Annotated in this window: 18 protein-coding genes; 9 read left to right on the forward strand and 9 right to left on the reverse strand. The window is 74.5% G+C overall.

The features are described 5' to 3' along the window. Nucleotides 1–45 precede the first annotated feature (45 nt). Together BMW99_RS21665 and glnII are read right to left on the reverse strand one after the other, a co-directional pair. The gene (locus BMW99_RS21665) at nt 46–2,004 is read right to left on the reverse strand and encodes a hypothetical protein (RefSeq protein ID WP_245791574.1); all 1,959 of its coding nucleotides are present in this window, start codon (nt 2,002–2,004) and stop codon (nt 46–48) included. Between the two features lie 145 nt (nt 2,005–2,149). Then, nucleotides 2,150–3,169 carry a glutamine synthetase gene (gene glnII, locus BMW99_RS21670; RefSeq protein ID WP_069462423.1) on the reverse strand — a complete coding sequence of 340 codons (1,020 nt, stop codon included), beginning with the start codon at nt 3,167–3,169 and terminating at the stop codon, nt 2,150–2,152. Between the two features lie 268 nt (nt 3,170–3,437). Here glnII and BMW99_RS21675 point away from each other — a divergent pair, with 268 nt between their 5' ends. The 5 genes from BMW99_RS21675 to BMW99_RS21695 all read left to right on the forward strand — a co-directional run bounded on the left by BMW99_RS21675 (nt 3,438) and on the right by BMW99_RS21695 (nt 7,220). Then, complete coding sequence (locus BMW99_RS21675; RefSeq protein WP_075017364.1) at nt 3,438–3,812, forward strand: 5-carboxymethyl-2-hydroxymuconate Delta-isomerase; 375 nt, start codon at nt 3,438–3,440, stop codon at nt 3,810–3,812. Further along, nucleotides 3,812–4,690, forward strand: a complete 879-nt coding sequence (locus BMW99_RS21680; protein WP_075017365.1) for a Gfo/Idh/MocA family protein — start codon at nt 3,812–3,814, stop codon at nt 4,688–4,690. Before BMW99_RS21675 ends, BMW99_RS21680 begins: the two co-directional genes overlap by 1 nt. Before the next feature lie 109 nt (nt 4,691–4,799). Then, nucleotides 4,800–5,165, forward strand: coding sequence for a hypothetical protein (locus tag BMW99_RS21685; protein WP_069467558.1), 366 nt, complete (start codon nt 4,800–4,802; stop codon nt 5,163–5,165). A 125-nt stretch (nt 5,166–5,290) separates the two neighbouring features. Next, complete coding sequence (locus BMW99_RS21690; RefSeq protein WP_075017366.1) at nt 5,291–6,304, forward strand: NADPH:quinone reductase; 1,014 nt, start codon at nt 5,291–5,293, stop codon at nt 6,302–6,304. Between the two features lie 157 nt (nt 6,305–6,461). Further along, the gene (locus BMW99_RS21695; protein WP_075017367.1) at nt 6,462–7,220 is read left to right on the forward strand and encodes an ArsR/SmtB family transcription factor; all 759 of its coding nucleotides are present in this window, start codon (nt 6,462–6,464) and stop codon (nt 7,218–7,220) included. A gap of 65 nt (nt 7,221–7,285) precedes the next feature. On the opposite strand, the gene BMW99_RS21700 is transcribed toward BMW99_RS21695, so the two are convergent. Both BMW99_RS21700 and BMW99_RS21705 read right to left on the reverse strand, forming a co-directional pair. Further along, nucleotides 7,286–7,756, reverse strand: a complete 471-nt coding sequence (locus BMW99_RS21700) for a Clp protease N-terminal domain-containing protein (protein WP_075017368.1) — start codon at nt 7,754–7,756, stop codon at nt 7,286–7,288. 7 nt (nt 7,757–7,763) lie between these two features. Then, a complete protein-coding gene (locus BMW99_RS21705; protein ID WP_069467473.1) occupies nt 7,764–7,958 on the reverse strand; it encodes a helix-turn-helix domain-containing protein in 195 nt (64 codons plus the stop codon). 127 nt (nt 7,959–8,085) lie between these two features. Here BMW99_RS21705 and BMW99_RS21710 point away from each other — a divergent pair, with 127 nt between their 5' ends. Next, the gene (locus tag BMW99_RS21710; RefSeq protein ID WP_069467474.1) at nt 8,086–8,535 is read left to right on the forward strand and encodes a DUF5990 family protein; all 450 of its coding nucleotides are present in this window, start codon (nt 8,086–8,088) and stop codon (nt 8,533–8,535) included. A gap of 96 nt (nt 8,536–8,631) precedes the next feature. Here BMW99_RS21710 and BMW99_RS21715 read toward each other — a convergent pair whose 3' ends face one another. Next, complete coding sequence (locus BMW99_RS21715; RefSeq protein WP_079176134.1) at nt 8,632–9,678, reverse strand: serine hydrolase; 1,047 nt, start codon at nt 9,676–9,678, stop codon at nt 8,632–8,634. A 381-nt stretch (nt 9,679–10,059) separates the two neighbouring features. On the opposite strand from BMW99_RS21715, the gene BMW99_RS21720 reads away from it, so the two are divergent. Next, nucleotides 10,060–11,751, forward strand: coding sequence for a discoidin domain-containing protein (locus tag BMW99_RS21720; RefSeq protein ID WP_069467369.1), 1,692 nt, complete (start codon nt 10,060–10,062; stop codon nt 11,749–11,751). Between the two features lie 60 nt (nt 11,752–11,811). Here BMW99_RS21720 and BMW99_RS21725 read toward each other — a convergent pair whose 3' ends face one another. Then, a complete protein-coding gene (locus BMW99_RS21725) occupies nt 11,812–13,020 on the reverse strand; it encodes a serine hydrolase domain-containing protein (protein WP_075017369.1) in 1,209 nt (402 codons plus the stop codon). Nucleotides 13,021–13,214: 194 nt separating this feature from the next. Here BMW99_RS21725 and BMW99_RS21730 point away from each other — a divergent pair, with 194 nt between their 5' ends. Next, entirely contained in the window at nt 13,215–14,048 is an 834-nt protein-coding gene (locus tag BMW99_RS21730) for a thioesterase family protein (RefSeq protein WP_075017370.1), read from the forward strand. Nucleotides 14,049–14,113: 65 nt separating this feature from the next. Here the strand turns inward: BMW99_RS21730 and BMW99_RS21735 are convergent, their stop codons facing one another. After that, on the reverse strand, nt 14,114–15,655 hold the full coding sequence (locus tag BMW99_RS21735; protein ID WP_075017371.1) for a PstS family phosphate ABC transporter substrate-binding protein: 1,542 nt from the start codon (nt 15,653–15,655) through the stop codon (nt 14,114–14,116). A gap of 263 nt (nt 15,656–15,918) precedes the next feature. On the opposite strand from BMW99_RS21735, the gene BMW99_RS21740 reads away from it, so the two are divergent. Continuing rightward, nucleotides 15,919–16,614 (forward strand): type 1 glutamine amidotransferase domain-containing protein, encoded by a 696-nt coding sequence (locus BMW99_RS21740; RefSeq protein ID WP_069467003.1) that lies wholly within the window; start codon nt 15,919–15,921, stop codon nt 16,612–16,614. Between the two features lie 10 nt (nt 16,615–16,624). Here BMW99_RS21740 and BMW99_RS21745 read toward each other — a convergent pair whose 3' ends face one another. Beyond that, entirely contained in the window at nt 16,625–17,494 is an 870-nt protein-coding gene (locus BMW99_RS21745) for an Fpg/Nei family DNA glycosylase (protein ID WP_075017372.1), read from the reverse strand. 158 nt (nt 17,495–17,652) lie between these two features. Beyond that, nucleotides 17,653–19,062 carry a type I glutamate--ammonia ligase gene (gene glnA, locus BMW99_RS21750; protein WP_069466746.1) on the reverse strand — a complete coding sequence of 470 codons (1,410 nt, stop codon included), beginning with the start codon at nt 19,060–19,062 and terminating at the stop codon, nt 17,653–17,655. Nucleotides 19,063–19,262 lie beyond the last annotated feature (200 nt).

Here is a 19,262-nt window from a genome sequence, read left to right on the forward strand (position 1 = left end):
CCCGTCCCACCTCCAGGCTGCCGCCGCCCGGCCGGGGAAGGGCGGCTACTGGCCGAGCGGGGTGAGGGTCTCGCCGCCCGGGAGGTGGGCGCTGAGGTCGGGACGGGCCGCGCGGGGCGCGCGAACGGCCAGATAGGGGCCGGGGGCCGAGGCCGTCACACCGCGGGTCGCGGTCAGGCCCGTGGCGTCGCGGCTCGCCGCGGCCAGCAGGTACCAGTGGCCGGCCGGTGACCGCCACATCACCCCGGCCATCACGTGCGGCCAGAAGCGGCTGCACGCGCTGCCGTCCTGCTGCGTGCCCACCTGAGCGGCGGGCGACGCTGCGGCGGTTCCGGGCGCGAGGAACTGCACCGTGGCCGCGCCCGGCCCGCGCCAGGTGTCCGCCCGGTCGCACGTCCACGAGGCGGTGCCCGCCGACTCGGGCAGCGGCGTGCGGGCGAACTCCCAGTCGTTCACCGACCGCACCCCCTGCCCGCGCAGGGCACCGAGCCGGCACGCGCTGTGCGCCCAACTGGTCAGCGCCCCAGCCCCGGTGGCCTCACGGGGGGCCCGCGCCGGAGTCGCGCCGTCCGGCGGCGGGGTGTACGTCAGATGGACCGGCGTGAGGTCGCCGAGGTCGGTGAGCAGGAACGAGTGGTGCTCGGCGACGTGCGGGGACGAGCGCAGCTGCAGGACCGGCCAGGTCGTCCCGCACGAGCCGGCCGCCGCACCCGCGCCGGCGGCCGCCGGCCCGCCGGGCATCGGCACCGGATCGGTGACGCCGTCGCTCCCGCGGTGCAGCGGCACCCCGATCCGGTCCGGCGCCAGCAGGTCGCGGGTCTGCGCGTCCGCGACCCAGGGGGCGGTCAGGAAGCGGGTGTTGCCGTCCACGCGGTCCAGGACGACGGCCGCCGCGGTGGTGATGTCCGCGTCGTCGACCCGCGCGAAGTCCAGCGCGGCCCGCCCGCCGCCGCTCCGCGGCTCGGCGTACCGCACGACCCGCGTCCCGTCGTGCAGGAGCACCACCGCCGCGCCGTCCACGTCGCCCGCGAAGAGCAGTTGCGGTGGCCCGGCTGGCGCGTTGCGCGCAGTGCCGGGGGTCGCCGTGACGTCCAGGCCGGAGCCCGGGCGCGCCCACGCGTCCAGCGCGCGGCCGAGCAGGGCGCCGTCCGCGGCCCGCCCACCGCGCGCCGGCCAGGCCGTGAAGTCCATCCGCGCGGTGGCCCGCCAGGTGTCCGCGGGAACCCGCACCAGCGACGCGGGGTCGAGGGCGTCCACCGCGCCGGACGCGGCGGAGCCGGCCGGGATCCGCGGGCCGGCCGGGGCGCCGTCCGTCGCCGCGAGGGCCAGCAGCGCGCCGACACCCACCACGGCCGCGGCCACCAGGCCGACGCGGGTGCGCTGACGGCGGCGCAGCAGATCCGTCGGCCGGGACTGCACCGTGCACGGGTCGAACTCGCCCGCGCCCAGCAGATGCCGGCCCTCCACGGCGGCCGCCGCCCGCACGGCGCCCCGCACGTCGGCGACGCCCGCCCGTTCCAGCACCGCCCGCACGCCGCGCTCGCCCATCCCTTCCAGGGCCTGCAGCGCGAACGCGGCCCTGGCGGGCGCGGGCAGCGCGGACAGGGCGCGGTCCAGGGCGAGTTCGTCGCTGCCACCGGCCCGGGGGTGCACCCGCAGGCCGGCCACGGCCGGCAGCCGCAGCGCGTCGAGCACCGCCGCCACCCGCGCCGGCTGGTGCCCGCGGCCCCGCCCGCCGTACGCCAGCGCGGTCCGCAGCACCTCGCCGCGCAGCATCCCGTAGGCCCCGCCGCGCGCCGACCTGGCCCGGTGCGGCAGCGCCCGCTGCGCCAGCCGGTGGGCGACGAGCACTCTGCGGTGCTTGCCCAGGGCGGCGGGCAGCGTCAGGTAGGCCAGCCGGACCAGCCGCGGATAGTGCTCGACGAGCGCCGCCTCGGCCTCTTCCACGGCCACGGGAGCCGTCGGGTCGCCGGGCGAAGTCACCGACTGCGCTTGCGTGTTCACGCATCGTCAAACGAGCCGTTGATGCGATGGTCACTCCGCGCGCCGGTGCGCGGGGCGCGCCCCCGCGGGCGGGCGCGCGAAGGGGCGCCCGTCGCGTCGACGAGCGCCCCCAGGGCACGATCCGGCCCGCGCACGGGCCCGTCGCTCAGACCAGGCCGGCCTTCTCCAGGGCCGCGGCGCAGGTGTCGACGATGAGGCGGGTGACGACGTACGGGTCGACGTTGGCGTTGGGACGCCGGTCCTCGATGTAGCCCTTCTTGTCGACCTCGACCTGCCACGGGATGCGGACCGAGGCGCCGCGGTCGGACACCCCGTAGCTGTACTCGTTCCACGGCGCGGTCTCGTGCGCGCCGGTCAGGCGGGACTCGACACCGGCGCCGTAGTGCTTGATGTGCTCCAGCGGCTTGCCGTCGCGGCCCAGCGCCTCGGCCGCCTCGACGACCGCCTCGTAGCCCTCGCGCATGGCCTTGGTGGAGAAGTTGGTGTGCGCGCCCGCGCCGTTCCAGTCGCCCTTGACCGGCTTCGGGTCCAGGGTCGCGGAGATGCCGAAGTCCTCGGCGGTGCGGTAGAGCAGCCAGCGCGCCACCCACAGCTGGTCGGCGACCTCCAGCGGGCTCAGCGGGCCGACCTGGAACTCCCACTGGCCGGGCATGACCTCGGCGTTGATGCCGGACAGGGTCAGGCCCGCGGCCAGGCAGTTGTCGAGGTGCTTCTCGACCACGGCGCGGCCGAAGATCTCGTCGGCGCCGACGCCGCAGTAGTAGCCGCCCTGCGGCGCGGGGAAACCGCCCTCGGGGAAGCCGAGGGGGCGCGCGCCCTGGAAGAACGTGTACTCCTGCTCGATGCCGAACAGTGACTCCTGGTCCGCGTACCGCTCGGACGTCTCACGCAGCGCGGCACGGGTGTTGGACTCGTGCGGGGTGCCGTCGATGTCGAAGACCTCGCACAGCACGAGGACGTGCGCGCCGCCGCGGATCGGGTCGGGGTAGGACGCCACCGGCTTGAGTACGCGGTCCGAGGCGTGGCCCTCGGCCTGGCTGGTGCTGGAACCGTCGAAGCCCCACACCGGAAGCTCCGCGCCGTCCGCCAGGATCTTCGTCTTGGAACGCAGCTTCGCGGTCGGCTGGGTGCCGTCTATCCAGATGTACTCGGCCTTGTAGGTCACGGTGACGCCATCCTTCTACGAACGTGGTGCGGTGCGCGGGTGCGGCCGAACTGCGCTGATCGGGCCGTCACGGAGCGTCCCAAGAAGCCTTTTCCCGACCGTTGCCCCGCTGTTAACCCGGTGTGAACTACCCCCCGTGACCAGCGATGACCTCCGACCCCCGCCTCCCTCGCCCCGTGCGTTCCGCCCGCCCCGCGCGCTCCACGTGCCCCGCGCGGCCGGGCCGGTGGACCGCCCCGGGCGGGAGACGGACGGTTAGGCTCTGGGCATGCCGCACCTCACCGTCGAGTACTCCGCGAACACCGCGGGCTCGTTCGACCCCCGATCCCTCGCCGAGGACCTCCACCAGGCCGTCGTCACGATCGCCGGCGGGCGCGCCGGCGGCTGCAAGACGCGATTCGTCCGCCAGGACGAGGTGTACATCGCGGACGGCTCGCCGCACTACGCGATGGTCCACCTCGAGATCGCGCTGCTGTCGGGACGCACCGCCGAGACCAAGCGCGCGCTGTCCGCCGCGGCGATCGACCTCCTGCGCCGCCACGTCGCGCCCATGCCGCGGTTCGAGGTCCAGTGCTCGGTCGACATCCGCGACCTCGACGGCGACGCCTACGCGCGGCACGACGAGCCGCGGACCGAGCAGTGATGCGCGTCGGGCTGCTGGGCACCGGGCCGTGGGCCCGGTCCACGCACGGACCGGCCCTCGCCGCCCACCCCGGCGTGGAGTTCACCGGCGTCTGGGGCCGCCGGCCGGAGGCCGCCGCGTCGGTCGCCGCGCTGTTCGGCACCCGCGCCTACGACGACGCCGACGCGCTCATCGCCGACGTCGACGCGGTCGCGGTGGCCCTGCCGCCCGCGTTCCAGGCGCCGCTGGCCGCCCGCGCCGCGCGGGCCGGCCGCCACCTGCTGCTCGACAAGCCGCTCGCCGCGACCGTCGAGGACGCCCGCGCGGTGGCCGACGCGGTGGACGCGGCCGGGGTCACCTCCCTGGTCTTCTTCACGCTGCGGTTCGCCGACGGCAGCGCCCGCTGGATCGAGGAGCAGGCCGAGGCCGGGCGCCGGACCGGCGGCTGGTTCACCGGCCGCGCCGACTGGTACGGCGCGGTGTTCAGCGCCGAGGCCAGCCCCTACGCCGACTCGCCCTGGCGGCGCGAGAAGGGCGGCCTGTGGGACGTCGGCCCGCACGCGCTGTCCGTGCTGCTGCCGGTGCTCGGCGACGCCACCGAGGTGCGCGCCGCGCGCGGCCCGGGCGACGCCGTGCAGCTGACGCTCCGTCATGACAGCGGTGCCTCCAGCACGTCGCTGCTGACGCTGACCGCGCCGCCCCCCGCGGCCGGTGTCGCCGTGGAGTTCCGCGGCACGCCCGGCGTCGCCGCCTACCCCGAGGGGCTGACCGGCTCCGCGACCGACGCGATGGAGCGCGCCGTCGACGCGCTGCTCGCCGGCGTCCCGCACCCCTGCGACGCCCGGTTCGGGCTGCGCGTCACCGAGATCCTCGCGCAGGCCGAGGCGGCGCTGGACTGAACACCCGGACGCGCTCCCGGGATCCGGGAGCGCAACTCCGGACAAAGGATCACGCTCCGGGCCTGCCGCAGGCCTTCCGGCGGCCGCCACCGGTGTCTATCGTCGTGGTATGAGGTCTGCGGACTGGTGGTCGATCGAGATCCTGGACTCCGAGCACGCGGTGACCTCGGCGACGGCGTGGCAGGACGCGTACGCGCAAGTGCTGGCCGAATCGCTGATCACCAACGGTGCGTCGTCCTGGAAGTGGTTCGAGTACAGCTGGGGGGTCGTACTCGAGGTGGCGTTCGCCGACGAACGCCTGTGGCTGGACTGGACGTCGCTGCCGGGCACGCAGGCGGCGCTGGACGCGGTGCCGGACCCGGTCGCCGGGCTGCTGGTGCACCGCGGCCACGGCGGGACGTCCGGCAGCTACGTGCCGTGCACCCCCGGGGTGCCGCCGATCGCCGACAGGGTGGCGCTGCCCGAGCCGATCTGACCCGCCGTCCGTGCCCGTCCGTGCCCGTCTGCTGCCCCGGCTGTGGTCCGGTCGGGCGGTCCGCGCACCCGTCGCGCTGGTGGCTGCCGGGCGGAGCAGGCTGCCGCCCGTACCGTGGGCTGGCCATGAGAGCGATCATTTACACCACCAGCGGCGGCCCCGACGTCCTCACGCTCACCGACGACCGGCCGGTGCCCGAGCCGGGACCGGGCGAGGTCCGCGTCATGATGCGGGTCTCCGGCGTCAACCCGACGGACTGGAAGGCCCGCAGGGGCGGATCCGCGTTCCCCGAGCAGGTGCCGAACCAGGACGGTTCCGGTGTCGTCGACGCGGTCGGCCCGGGCGTGCCCGCCGAACGCGTCGGGCAGCGCGTCTGGCTATGGGAGGCGGCGTACCAGCGGCCCGACGGCACCGCGCAGGAGTACACCGTGGTGCCGGACCGGCAGGCGACCGTCCTGCCCGAGCACGCCTCCTTCGACCTCGGCGCGTGCCTCGGCATCCCGTTCCTGACCGCGCACCGCGCCCTGACCGTCGCCGACGGCGGGCCGGAACGGCTCGCGCCCGGCGCGCTCGACGGCCGCACCGTGCTGGTGGCCGGCGGCGCCGGGCTGGTCGGCAACGCCGCGATCCAGCTGGCCCGTTGGGCCGGCGCCACCGTCGTCGCCACGGTCAGCGGACCGCGGAAGGGCGCGCTGGCGAGCGCGGCCGGCGCGCAGCACGTCGTGGACTACCGCGAGCGGGACGCGGCGACCGAGATCCTCCGCATCGCGCCGGACGGCGTGCACGTCGTGGTGGAGGTCGCGCCCGCCGCCAACACGGAGCTGGACCAGCAGGTCGCCGCGCGGGACGCGGTGGTCGCCTTCTACGCCGACGACGGCGGCACGGTGACGATCCCGACCCGACCGTCGATGGTCAAGAACCTGCGGTGGCAGGCCGTCATGGTCTACGGCGTCCCGGCCGCCGCGAAGGACCACGCGGTGGGCGCGGTCACCGCCGCCCTCGCCGACGACGCCCTGCACGCCGGGGAGGCCGCCGGCCTGCCCGTGCACCACTTCCCGCTCGCGGAGACCGCCGCGGCGCACGCTGCCGTGGAGTCCGGCGGCACCGTCGGCCGGGTGCTGATCACCGTCCCCTCCTAGGGTGCGTGTCCCGGCGCGTCCGGCACGGCCGACGCCCCGTGGCCCCTCGCCGCGCCGGGCGGCGGGCGGACGCCGTCCGGCCGGGCCCGCGCACGCCACCGTCCGGCCGGACGACCCTTCGGCCGCGGGCGAACGGTGGCGGGCGCAGGATGGGGGCATGGACACGCATCACGCGGCGGACCCCGCGGCCCCCGGCCTCGCGGCACTGGCCGGCCTGCTGGCCGACGAGACGCGAGCCGCGGTGTGCCTGGCGCTGCTCGACCGGCGGGCCTGGACCGGCGCGGAACTGGCCCGCGCCTGCGGGGTCGCGCCGTCGACGATGAGCGAGCACCTGGCGCGGCTGGTCGACGGCGGCCTGCTGACGCGCGAACGCCAGGGCCGCCACGCCTACGTCCGCCTCGCCGGCCCCGACGCGGCCCGGCTCGTCGAGGACCTGGCCGCCCGGGTCGCGGCCCCCGCCCGCCCGGCGCCCGGCGGGCTGCACGCCCACAGCGCGGGCCGCGCCCTGGCCCGCGGCCGCACCTGTTACGACCACCTGGCCGGACGGCTCGGCGTGGCGGTCACCGACGCGATGACCGTCCGCGGGATGCTGCGCCAGGACACGGGGTTCGCGCTGACCGACGACGGTGTCGCGTGGCTGACCGATCTGGGCGCCGACCTGGCGCGCTCCGCGTCGTCGCGCCGGCCCCTCGCCCGGTCCTGCCTGGACTGGACCGAGCGCCGCCCCCATCTGGCCGGCACCGCGGGCGCCGAGCTGTGCCGCCTGGTCCTGGACCGCGGCTGGGCCGCCCGGATCGGCACCGGCCGCGCGGTGAAGGTCACGCCGCTCGGCGCACGCGAACTCGCCTCCAGGCTCGGCATCCCTGCGGCCGAACTGACCGCCGCCGAGGAGACGCGCCGCTCGCCGTCCGCGTGACCGGCGCCCGCCGGAACACCGCTCGCGCACCGGTCGCGCACCGCCGGCGCATCGCTTGAGCCGGGTCAGGCCGCGGCGAGCCGGGCCCTGACGTCCTCGGCGGGGACGGACAGTGCGGCCAGCAGGTCGGCCGCGGGGTCCGGGTGGCGGGCGGTGAGCAGGGACAGCAGGAGGTGGCGCGGCTCGATGCGGCGGCTGCCGTCCGCCTGCGCCTGCGCCTTGGCCCCGGTGATCGCCGCCCGCGCCGCGGAGTTGACGTTGACCAGGCGCTTGGCCCGCACCTGTGGCGGCGTCAGCGGCATGTCGAGCTGCACGCCGATCGCGGCGAGCGCGGCGCGGTCCAGCTCCTCCAGCGCGGCGCGCCCGTCCGCCAGGGACACCCGAAGGGCCCGGGCCGGCGGCGCGTCGCCGTCGTGCAGCAGCGCCAGCAGCAGGTGGTCCGTGCCGATCCTGCGATCGCCCCGCAGCACCGCCTCCTCCCGCGCGTACTCGATCACGTGCTTGAACCGCGCCTGCGCGGTCGTGTTCGCGGACATCGCATCCTCACTTCCCGTACTTGGCGTGCACCGACTGGCGGGACACCCTGAGGGCGTCCCCGATCTGCTCCCACGACCAGCCCTGCTTCCGGGCCAGTGCGACGTGCGCGGCCTCGACCTGCTCGGCGAGCCGGTGGAGCGCGCCGACGGCACGCAGGCCGACGGCGGGATCGTCCGTGGTCATCACGGTGGTCAGGTCCATGCGTGTCAGTCTGGCCTGACAAGCAGCGGTCTGTCAATACAAACTGACACGGGCCGGCCGGGTGGGCCGGTGCGGTGCGGCACGGTGCCCTGCGCGGGCGCACAATGGGCCCGTGGCCGCTGTGACGATGACGTTGGTCGGTGAGGATCTGCCCGGGCTCTCCTGTGGCGGCGGCCCGGGGTTCCCGGGGTACCGGAACATCCATGTCGCCGTGCAGCGGCGGGGAAGGCCGGGGGAGTTGCTGGGGCTGACGCCGGGGGACGCGCCCCGGGCGGCGTGGACGCTGGAGTGCGTGGCGAAGGCGGCGCGGGACGGCGGGACCGAGCTGACCGGGCCCTACGTGCAGGGCGGCCCCGGCGGGCGGTTCGTCTACCTGTCGTGGGGCACGGTCGGCGACGACGGCGGGTTCACGCTGTTCCGCCGCGCGAAGCTGATGCTGGGCGCGATCGCGCCCGGCGTGCTCACCGAGGCCGTCCGCGGCGGCCGGCTGACCGGCAGGCTCGGCCTCACCGACGCCAAGGGGCACCCCACGTGCGCGCGCGTGGTGCCTCCCGCGGTGCGCTGGAGCGCCGGCTGACGGGCCGTCGGGCCGCGGTCTGCCGGGTGGATCTCCGCGGCGTCGCGGCGCCCGGCCACCCGTCGGCCGAGTCAGCGGCCTCGCGGATCAGCACACCTAGCGCGCGCGGAACGCGTCGGCCGCGGCGGCGGCCGCCCGCTCCACCAGGTCGATCCCGGTGCGCTCCGAGCCCTGCCCGGAGGAGAGCACCGCGATCAGCATCCGGTGGCCGTCGTGCACGACCTGGCCGATGCTGTTGATGTCCCACAGCCCGGTCCGGCTGCGCTGCAGCCAGCCGTTCTTGAGCGCGAAGCCGGCCTCGTCGGAGTCGGCGGCCGACACGCCCCACGTCTGGGCGCCGGTCACCGAGCCCATCAGCCCGGCGATGTAGGCGCGCGAGGCGCTGGACAGGGGTGAGCCATCGGCCGTGAACACCGCACGCAGCAGGGTGAGTTGGTCGGCGGGGGTGGTCTGGGTGAGGCCCCACAGCTCGCCGCTGCCCGGCGTGGTGTGGTCCAGGCCCAGCCTGTCGTTGGCCGCGTCCAGTCCCGAGCCGCCGCCGATCGCGTCCCAGAGCGCGTCGGCAGCGTCGTTGTCGCTCCGCTCGATCATCACCGTGGCCAGCGCGCGCTGGTTCGCGGTGAGGTGGGTGCCGGCCTGCTGGGCGCGCAGCAGCAGCGCGGCGAGGATGTCCACCTTGACGATGCTGGCCGTGTCGTAGGTGTTGCCGCCCTCGTCGCTGCTGTCGTACGCCGCGCTGGTGTCCTCGTCGTCGTCCAGGTCCGTCACGGCCACGGCGACGTCGCCGCCCGGTGACAGCGCGGCGACCGCCCGCGCGACCACCGCGGACGCCGACCGCTTCGCGCGGGTCGCCGTCGGGGAGGGGGACGGCGACGCGGGGGCGGTCGTGGCCGGCGATCGGGTCGCCGCCGCCGGCGGCGCGGTGGTGGCGGGCGCCGCCGCGCTGCTCGGGGGCGCGCCCGAACCGCTCGCCGCACCGGTGGACTTGGCGTCGTCGGCGGCCGGCGCGGACGGCGACTGGGCGATCGTGGCGAGGGTCAGCACCGCGATCGCGGCCAGTGCCGTCACGGACACCAGCAGCGGCCTGGCCCACGGGGCGGCTCTGCCTCCGCCGTCCGGGGACGGCGGCCTTTCCTCGGTCATGGCGCAGACCGTAGGAGCGGATTCTGGGGTTCTGCTGAGAACGCGGGCCCTTGTCCGTGAGATCCGGATGAATCCCGCCGGGCCCGGTCGGTGCCCGCGTCACGAACCGCGCGCCAGGGTTCGCGTGCCCGGCCCGAACCTCCCCTGCCGGCGCCCCCGTGCCCGCCTGGTATCCCGCTCCCGTCCACGGCCGCCACCCTTGTTCCTGGCCACAATGGCCCGTTCTTGCAGGAGTTCTGTAAATTATTTCACCTTATGCGCGAAGTATTGCGACCGTGTCATCGCGTCGTTACGATCCCCGGCACCAGACTCCCGGCCCGCTGCCGATCCCCCCATCCCCGTGCGGCGGCGGGAGTTGACAGCCGATCGGAGGAGTTCCAGATGGGTGTCACACGCCGGGTCTTCCTGCGCGCCGCCGTCGCGGCCACCGCTGCGGGAGCCGCAGGGGCGACCACGACCGCACTCGCCGGCACCGCCGCCGCGGCGGGCAGCCCGCCGGGAGACGTGGTCGGCAAGGTCACCGTCGGGTACCAGGGCTGGTTCGCGTGCATCGGCGACGGAGCGCCGATCAACGGCTGGTGGCACTGGACCCAGAACTGGGGCCAGCCGCCGTCCCCCAGCAACACCGGCATCAAGTGCTGGCCCGACATGCGCGACTTCACGCACGGCTACCAGACCGCGTACGCGAACCTCGGCAACGGCCAGCCCGCCACGCTCTTCTCGTCCTACGACCAGCAGACCGTCGACACGCACTTCTCCTGGATGCAGCAGTACGGCATCGACACCGCCGCGCTCCAGCGGTTCAACCCCACCGGTGGCGAGGGCCCGACGCGCGACGCCATGGCGACCAAGGTGCGCAGCGCCGCCGAGGCGCACGACGTGAAGTTCTACGTGATGTACGACGTCACCGGCTGGACGTCCATGCAGTCCGAGATCAAGACGGACTGGACGAACAAAATGTCCGCGCACACCGCGAGTTCGGCCTACGCCCGGCAGAACGGCAAGCCGGTGGTGTGCATCTGGGGCTTCGGCTTCAACGACGACAACCACCCGTTCAGCACCGCCGCGTGCCTGGACGTCGTCAACTGGTTCAAGTCCCAGGGCTGCTACGTCATCGGCGGCGTCCCGCGCGAGTGGCGCACCGGCGGCGCCGGCACCCGCACCGGCTACACCGACGTCTACCACGCGTTCAACATGATCTCCCCGTGGATGGTCGGCGCGATCGGCAACGCCGGGGACTCCGACAACGCCTACACCACCTACACCGTCGGCGACGAGGCGGACTGCGTCGCCCACGGCGTCGACTACCAGCCGTGCGTGCTGCCCGGCGACGTCTCCGGGCGGCAGCGCGCGCACGGCGACTTCATGTGGCGGCAGTTCTACAACATGTGCCGCGCGGGCGTGCAGGGCATCTACATCTCGATGTTCGACGAGTACAACGAGGGCAACCAGATCGCCAAGACCGCCGAGACCCAGGCGTGGGTGCCCACCGACTCGGGCTTCCTCGCCCTCGACGAGGACGGCACCGCCTGCTCGTCCGACTACTACCTGCGCCTCACCGGCGACGGCGGAAAGATGCTCAAAGGACAGATCGCCCTCACCGCGACCCGCCCCACGTCGCCGGCGACCGGCGGCTCCACACCACCGCCGCCCTCCGACCTCGCGCTGCACAAGGCGACATCGGAGAGCAGCCACACCCAGGTCTACGGCTCGGGCAACGCCGTCGACGGCGACGCGAACACCTACTGGGAGTCCGCCAACAACGCGTTCCCGCAGTGGCTCCAGGTCGACCTCGGCAGCTCGGCCGCCACCGGGCGGATCGTGCTGGCGCTGCCGCCGAACCCGGCGTGGGGCGCCCGCACCCAGACCGTGTCCGTGCAGGGCAGCCCCGACGGCGGCACGTTCACCCAGCTCAAGGCCGCCGCCGGTTACACCTTCGACCCGGCGGGCGGGAACACCGCGACGATCACGCTGCCGGCCGGCTCCACCGCGCGCTACCTGCGGCTGACGTTCACCGCGAACACGGGCTGGCCCGCCGGGCAGGTCGCCGCACTGCAGGTGTACTCCTCCTGACGCCGGCGCCGCGCACGGCGGGTCCGCGCGCCGCCGGGTCCGCGCGGTGCTCCCCCGGGGCTACGCGCGGTCGCACAGCGCGCGGTCGGTGAGCGACTCCACCGCCCGGTCGACCTTGTCCTGGTCGACCAGGGCGGTGGTGGTCGTGATCGACACCGTCACCGCCCGCCGCCCGTCCGCGGACACCGCGGGCCGCCCGTAGACGCCCCAGCCGTCGCCCTCATGCATGTAGTACACGCCGCCGCAGGTCAGCGGCACCACGCGCAGCCCCAGCCCGTACCCGCCCTGGCGGCCCGCGGGCGGCACCGGCAGATCGTCGTACGGCACGGTCTCCCGCATCTCCCGCCACTGCGCGGCCGGCAGCAGGCGGCCGCCGGCCAGCGCGCGGAAGAAGGCGTTGAGGTCCGACGGCGTGCTGACCACCCCCGAGTCGGCGGTGTGCTGGAAGCTCTCCTCCGTCAGGTCGACGGGCCTGCCGTCCGGGCCGTCGATCGTCACCGGCACGTGCGGTCCGACGAGGAACGGGTTGGCCCCGGGGATGTACGTGTGCCGCAGGCCCAGCGGCGCGATCACCCGGTGCTCGACCATCTCCTGCCAGCTCTGCCCGGCCGCCTTCTCCGCCGCCATCGCGGCCACCAGGTAGTCGGTGTTGGAGTACGCCCAGCGGCGCGGCCCCACACCCGGCGTGAAGAGCGGCGCGTGCCGCATCGCCACCGCCACCAGGTCGCGCGCGGACGTGTCGTCGTAGCGGTTCTCCTCGAAGTGCCGGACCAGCTTGTCCTGGATCCCCGGGTCCGCCACGTAGTCGTACAGGCCGCTGGTGTGGCGCAGCAGGTCCCGCAGCGTGATCCGGGTGCCGTCGTTGCCGTGGCCCGCGACGACGCCCGGCAGCCAGTGGTCGACCGTGTCGTCCAGCGACAGCCGCTTCTCCGCGGCGAGCTGGAGCAGCACCACCGCGGTGAAGGTCTTGCTGGTGCTGGCGATCCGGAACTCCGGGTCGCGGGGGAGCGCCGCGCTGGTGCGGGCCGTCACCGGCGCGCGCCCGGCCCGGTCGTACGCGGCCACGACGTTCACGTCACCGCCGCCCGCGGCCTTCACCGCAGCGAGGTCCCCGCGCAGATCGGCCGCGGAGTAGCCGCCGTCCGCCCGCGGCCGGTCGCCCGGCCCCGTTCCCGTACCCGCCGTCGCCGGCACCGCCGCCAGCGCGGTGGTGGCGAGGGCCACCGCCCACGCCACCACGAGTCCGCGCCTGCCCGCTGCCGCACCCATCACCGACCACCCCGTTCCCGCTCGACGCACCGTCACCGCAAGTCAATCCACCCCCGCGGCCCGGGGCGATCCGGCTGCCACCCAGCCGGAAGGTGGTGCCAGCCCCCGTACGCGGCACGGAAGGCCCGCGGGGCGGCGCAGTACGCTGCTGGCCGATTCGCCCACCCGTGGGAACGATCCGTCCTTGGAGTGCCATGGCCCCCGCATCCGCAGCGCACATCCCCGAACCGGCCGTGCCCGCCGCCCCGCTGCCCGCGGCGTTCTACCGGGACCTCGGCGACGGCGTGTTCGAGAGCACCCCGGCGACCGCCGGGCCGTGGGGGCCCAGGACCCAGCACGCCGGTCCCCCCTCGGCGTTGATCGGCCGGGCCTTCGAACGGCACGAGCCGCGCGCGGGGTCGAGGATCTCGCGGGTGACCCTGGAACTGCCGCGGCCGGTGCCGGTCGCCGAACTCCAGGTGCGGGTGCGGACGGTGCGGGCGGGCTCGCGTGCCGAACTGCTGGAGGGCGAGATCACCTCCGGCGGGCAGCAGGTGCTGCTGGCCCGGGCCTGGCGTACGGTGGCCGCCCCCGCCGACACGCCCGTCCTGCACGAGGCGCCCGGCCTGCCGCTGCCGGACCCGCAACCCCCGCACGCGATGTCCGGCGTCCATCTCGACGGCTACATCGCCGCGATGGAGTGGCGGTTCGCGAGCGGCAGCGGGTTCGACACCCCGGGACCCGGCGCCGCCTGGGCGCGGCAGCGCGTCCCGCTGGTGGCGGGAGCGGCCGACACCCCGCTGACCCGGGCGCTCACCCTGGCGGACAGCAACTGGGCGATCGCCTCCGCACTGGACTTCGTGCGCAAGCTCGTCATCAACACCGACGTCACGCTGGCGCTGCACCGCGACCCCGTCGGCGAGTGGCTGTGCCTCACCTCGGCGACGGCCGCGAGCCCGGCCGGCTCGGCCCTGGCGGCCGGGCGCCTCGACGACGCCCTCGGCGACTGCGGGCGAGTCCTGCAGACCCTGCTGGTCGCCGAACGCTGACGGCCGCGCCGGCGGGGGCAGGGATTCCGGGGTCGGGGATTCCGGGGACGGGAATCGCCCGGGCGTCAACTGGGCCGGCACACCACGGGGTTGGCCAGGTCCGCGCACGGCCGGTCGCCGTGGGCGCGGATGATGTCCTGGCCGACCTGGTCGGTGAGGTAGCGCAGGAAGCTGGCGGTCAGGGACTGCGCGGGCGGCTCGCCGTAGGTGTAGGCGTACTCCGTCGCCCAGAACGGGTACGCGTGGCTGTCGGCCGCGGCCAGTGAGGCCGGCTGGCCGCCGATCCGCACCGTCAGCAGGTCGTGGCGGGCCGAGGCCGAGCCCAGCTCGCTGTAGCCGAGGGCGCCCGGGGTCGCGGCGACCGTGTCCAGCAGGGCGTCGGTCGTACTGCGGCGGCAGCGGATCACCCCCGTGCCCCCGGTCCCGGACGGGGTTTCGCAGTCGCTGGAGTTCTCGCCGGGCTCCAGGGCGCCGCCGAGCAGCCGGGTCTCGAACGCCCGCCGCGTCCCGGACCCGGAGTCACGGCTCACCAGCCGCACCGGCACGTCGTCGCCCCGCAGCTGCCGCCAGTTGGTGATCTTCCCCGCGTACAGCCGGCGGATGTCGTCGACGCCCAGGTCCTGCACGCCGGCATCCTTGTTGACCACCAGTGTGAACAGCAGGAATCCCATGGGGCGTTGCAGGACCTGCGGATGCCCGGAGTCCTTCGGGCCGTCGGAGAACGCGATGATCGGCGGCGTGCCCGCCCCCTCCTTCCGGCCGGCGGCGTCCAGGTCGTCCACGCCCACGCCGCTGGTGTCCGGCGTCACGGTGATCGCCGCCTTCGGGCAGGTGCGGTGGTAGGCGGCGGAGGCCTCGCGCAGCACCGGAGCGAACGCGGTCGACCCGGACAGGGTCAGCGTCCCGGACGCGCAGTCCAGCGGCGCGGCGGTGGTGTCCTTGGTGAGCGACACCACGAGCTGGGCGGTGATCACCGCGGCCAGGAACAGCACCATCGCGACGGCCGCGCGCGAGGTGCCGGTGCGGCTCTGCGTCTCGCGGATCTGGCCGCTGCCGACACCGCCCTTGATGCCGCCGCTGACCCGCGGGTCGTCGAACTCCGTCCGCCGGCCGCCGGTCGGCTCCGACGTGCTCTCCAGCGCGGCCAGCACCTTGTAGTGCGCGCCGCGGTTCATCGGCACCCGCGGCAGGTAGATCGTGCCGGCGTCGAACCGCAGCCCCGACTCCGGGCCGAAGGAGTCCCGCAGGAAGTCGGCGCTGACCTCGGTGACGACCATCCCGGCGACCTTCCGCCCGGGGAACTCGACGGTGATGCCGACGCGGTCGTGGTCCAGCCGCGCGTAGTCGCCGGTGTCGATGTTCGTCACGCCGTTGTTCTCCACACGCAGCAGCACGAACGACGGGTCGACCAGCGCCCGGCCGTCCTGCATGCGCAACTGCTGCAGCGCGCCCGCGTACTCGGAGTGCACGAGGTCGGTGACCGTGGTGTCCATCTGCACCCGGTAGCCGAGCCGCTTGCGCCCGTTGAACGCGAACTCGTACAACGCCGCCACGACGGGGACGACCAGACCCAGGACCGCGAGTGTGATCTCCCAGGGGACGTTCACGACTGACCGAACCTCTCGCCGACGACGGCCCACCGAGGACGGGTGGACCGTCACGCTACGAGCCCTGACGGGACGTCACCCCCGGTCCGCGGAAGCGTTCCGCAGGTGTTCACCCCGCGTTGGCGGACGCACACGGAACGGCCCCGGGCGCCCTGCACCGTGCACGAGAGCCGTGCACCGGGAGCCGTGCGCCCGGCGTCGTGGAGCGGCGAGTTCGCGGGTCGGTCCCGGAGCCCGCCTCCCGCGCCCTCTACGGTCGGGGCATGGCAAAGATCCTGTTCGTGATGACCGGCGCCGACCACTGGACCCTCGCCGACGGCACCCGGCACCCCACCGGCTTCTGGGCCGAGGAGGCCGTCGTCCCGCACCAGGCCTTCACCGAGGCCGGGCACGAGGTCGTCGTCGCCACCCCCGGCGGGGTCGTGCCGAAGGCCGACCAGGCCAGCCTGGCACCGGACTTCAACGGCGGCCCGGACGGCGCCCGCCGGGTCACCGGGGCGCTGGCCGCGATGGACGAACTGCGGCATCCGGTGCGGCTGGAGGACGTCGACCTCGCGGACTACGACGCCGTGTACTACCCCGGCGGCCACGGCCCCATGGAGGACCTGTCCGCCGACGCGGCCTCGGGACGGCTGCTCACCCGCGCGCTCGCCTCCGGCACGCCGCTCGGCGTCGTCTGCCACGGCTCCGCGGCACTGCTCGCCGCCCGCGCCGACGACGGCGGCTCGCCGTTCGCCGGCTACCGGCTGACCGGCTTCACGAACGCCGAGGAGACGCAGGCCGGGTTCGCCGCGAAGGCGGCGTGGCTGCTGCAGGACCGGCTGGTCGCCATGGGCGCCGACTTCCAGGAGGGCGAACCCTGGGCACCGTTCGTGGTGACCGACCGCACGCTGGTCACCGGCCAGAACCCGGGCTCGTCCGCGCCGGTGGCGGCCGAACTGATCGAGCGGCTCCGCTGAGCCGGCCCGGCTACTTCAGCAGGCGCGACATCCGCCGGTCCGCCAGCGGCTTGCCGCCGGTCTGGCACGTCGGGCAGTACTGCAGCGAGGAGTCGCTGAACGACACCTCGCGGATGGTGTCCCCGCACACCGGGCACGGCTCCCCGGTCCGCCCGTGCACCCGCAGGCCCGACTTCTTCTCGGCCTTCAGGTCGCGCAGCGCCAGGCCGCGCGAGCGCTCCACGGCCTCGGTCAGGGTGCTGCCCATCGCCGCGTACAGGCCGGCCACCTCGTCGTCGCCGAGGTTGGCCGCCAGCTTGAACGGGGACATCCTGGCGGCGTGCAGGATCTCGTCCGAGTACGCGTTGCCGATGCCCGCGATCACGCTCTGGTCCCGCAGCACCCCCTTGACCTGGCGGCGCTCGCCGCGCAGCAGGGCGGCGAACGCGTCCGGCGTGAAGTCCGCGGCGAGCGGGTCGGGCCCGAGCCGGGCGATCCCGGGCACCTCCTGCGGATCGCGCACCACGTAGAGGGCCAGCCGCTTCTGCGTCCCGGCCTCGGTCACGTCGAAGCCCGCGCCGTCGTCCGGATCGCCGAGCCGTACCCGCAGGGCGAGCGGCCCGCGGCCCGGCTTCGGCGGCGCGTCCGGCAGCGTGTCCTGCCAGCGCACCCACCCCGCCCGCGCCAGGTGGACCACCAGGTGCACGTCCCCCGCGACCAGGTCCAGGAACTTCCCGAACCGGCCCGCCCCCTCGAAGACCCGCCCCTCCAGCGCGCTCAGCGGCGGATCGTACGTCTTCAGCGCGTGCACGGCCGTCAGCTGCGCCCGCCCGACACTCCGGCCGGCCAGGTGCTCGTCCAGGAACCGGCTCAGCGACTCGACCTCCGGCATCTCGGGCATGCCCCCAGTCTGCCTCACCCCCTCCCCGAACCCCGCCGTCAGCCGCCGGCGCGACGCCGAAAGGCCGCCGGCGGTGGCCCTCCCGTGAGGAAGGAGCACCGCCGGCGGCCCGAGGACGGTCCGGGGGGAGCGGGAACCCGCTCCGGCCCGGGGGTGGATCACACGTCGAAGTAGAGCTCGAACTCGTGCGGGTGCGGGCGGAGCTGGATCGGGGCGATCTCCTTCGTGCGCTTGAAGTCGATCCACGTCTCGATCAGGTCCGCGGTGAAGACGCCGCCGGCCTGGAGGTACTCGTTGTCCTGCTCCAGCGCGTCGAGGACGGCGGGCAGCGACGTCGGGACCTGCGGGACGTTCGCGTGCTCCTCGGGAGCCAGCTCGTAGAGGTCCTTGTCGATCGGCTCGGCCGGCTCGATCTTGTTCTTCACGCCGTCCAGACCGGCCAGCAGCAGCGCCGAGAACGCCAGGTACGGGTTCGAGGACGGGTCCGGGGCCCGGAACTCGACGCGCTTGGCCTTCGGGTTGGCACCGGTGATCGGGATGCGCATCGCGGCGGACCGGTTGCGCTGCGAGTACACCAGGTTGACCGGGGCCTCGAAGCCCGGGACCAGGCGGTGGTACGAGTTCACCGTCGGGTTGGTGAAGGCCAGCAGCGACGGGGCGTGCCGCAGGATGCCGCCGATGTAGTAGCGGGCCGTGTCGGACAGGCCCGCGTAACCGGCCTCGTCGTAGAACAGCGGCGAACCGCCCTGCCACAGCGACTGGTGCACGTGCATGCCGGAGCCGTTGTCACCGAAGATCGGCTTGGGCATGAAGGTCGCGGTCTTGCCGTTGCGCCACGCGACGTTCTTCACGATGTACTTGAAGAGCATCAGGTCGTCGGCCGCGGCGAGCAGCGTGTTGAACTTGTAGTTGATCTCCGCCTGGCCGGCGGTGCCGACCTCGTGGTGCTGGCGCTCGACCTGCAGGCCGGCCGCCTCCAGCTCCAGGGAGATCTCCGCGCGCAGGTCGGCGAAGTGGTCCACCGGCGGGGCGGGGAAGTAGCCGCCCTTGTAGCGGACCTTGTAGCCGCGGTTGTCCTCGAGTGCGCCGGTGTTCCAGGCGCCCGCCTCGGAGTCGATGTGGTAGAACGCCTCGTTCGAGCGGGTGTCGAAGCGCACGCTGTCGAAGACGTAGAACTCCGCCTCCGGGCCGAAGTACGCGGTGTCCGCGATACCGGTCGACGCGAGGTACGCCTCGGCCTTCTTCGCCACGTTCCGCGGGTCACGGCTGTACTGCTCGCCGGTGATCGGGTCGTGGATGAAGAAGTTGATGTTGAGGGTCTTGTCCTTGCGGAACGGGTCCACGCGGGTCGTGGACAGGTCCGCGCGCAGCGCCATGTCGGACTCGTGGATCGCCTGGAAGCCGCGGATGGACGAGCCGTCGAAGGCCAGCTCCTCGGTCGGGTCGAAGGACGAGACCGGCACCGTGAAGTGCTGCATGATGCCGGGCAGGTCGCAGAACCGGACGTCGATGAACTTGACGTCCTCGTCCGAGATGAACTTGTTGACGTCGTCGGCGTTCTGGAACATCCAACTCCTCCTAGGCCCGGCCTCCGGGGGTCGGGGTGGCGATCGGGGTGCGGCCAGTGCGGTGGCGCACTCGCCCCGACCATAGGGATCAGCGATTACTCCAGCATGACCCATTTGTTTCGTCGGCGTTAACCGCGACGCCGGGGAGTTCGGCGTCAGCCGTCCGGGTGCAGGCACCCGCGCGGTACGGATGCTCCGGG

The sequence above is a fragment of the Actinacidiphila rubida genome, from assembly GCF_900110255.1.
Classification (GTDB): domain Bacteria; phylum Actinomycetota; class Actinomycetes; order Streptomycetales; family Streptomycetaceae; genus Actinacidiphila; species Actinacidiphila rubida.

Coding starts and splice junctions, on each gene's coding strand:
- BMW99_RS21685 (WP_069467558.1), top strand. CDS start 4,800: ATGAGGTCTGCGGACTGGTGGTCGATCGAGATCCTGGACTCCGAGCAC.
- BMW99_RS21725 (WP_075017369.1), bottom strand. CDS start 13,020: ATGGGTGCGGCAGCGGGCAGGCGCGGACTCGTGGTGGCGTGGGCGGTG.
- BMW99_RS21740 (WP_069467003.1), top strand. CDS start 15,919: ATGGCAAAGATCCTGTTCGTGATGACCGGCGCCGACCACTGGACCCTC.
- BMW99_RS21720 (WP_069467369.1), top strand. CDS start 10,060: ATGGGTGTCACACGCCGGGTCTTCCTGCGCGCCGCCGTCGCGGCCACC.
- BMW99_RS21680 (WP_075017365.1), top strand. CDS start 3,812: ATGCGCGTCGGGCTGCTGGGCACCGGGCCGTGGGCCCGGTCCACGCAC.
- glnA (WP_069466746.1), bottom strand. CDS start 19,062: ATGTTCCAGAACGCCGACGACGTCAACAAGTTCATCTCGGACGAGGAC.
- BMW99_RS21700 (WP_075017368.1), bottom strand. CDS start 7,756: ATGTCCGCGAACACGACCGCGCAGGCGCGGTTCAAGCACGTGATCGAG.
- BMW99_RS21730 (WP_075017370.1), top strand. CDS start 13,215: ATGGCCCCCGCATCCGCAGCGCACATCCCCGAACCGGCCGTGCCCGCC.
- BMW99_RS21675 (WP_075017364.1), top strand. CDS start 3,438: ATGCCGCACCTCACCGTCGAGTACTCCGCGAACACCGCGGGCTCGTTC.
- BMW99_RS21695 (WP_075017367.1), top strand. CDS start 6,462: ATGGACACGCATCACGCGGCGGACCCCGCGGCCCCCGGCCTCGCGGCA.
- BMW99_RS21710 (WP_069467474.1), top strand. CDS start 8,086: ATGACGTTGGTCGGTGAGGATCTGCCCGGGCTCTCCTGTGGCGGCGGC.
- BMW99_RS21745 (WP_075017372.1), bottom strand. CDS start 17,494: ATGCCCGAGATGCCGGAGGTCGAGTCGCTGAGCCGGTTCCTGGACGAG.
- BMW99_RS21715 (WP_079176134.1), bottom strand. CDS start 9,678: ATGACCGAGGAAAGGCCGCCGTCCCCGGACGGCGGAGGCAGAGCCGCC.
- BMW99_RS21690 (WP_075017366.1), top strand. CDS start 5,291: ATGAGAGCGATCATTTACACCACCAGCGGCGGCCCCGACGTCCTCACG.
- BMW99_RS21705 (WP_069467473.1), bottom strand. CDS start 7,958: ATGGACCTGACCACCGTGATGACCACGGACGATCCCGCCGTCGGCCTG.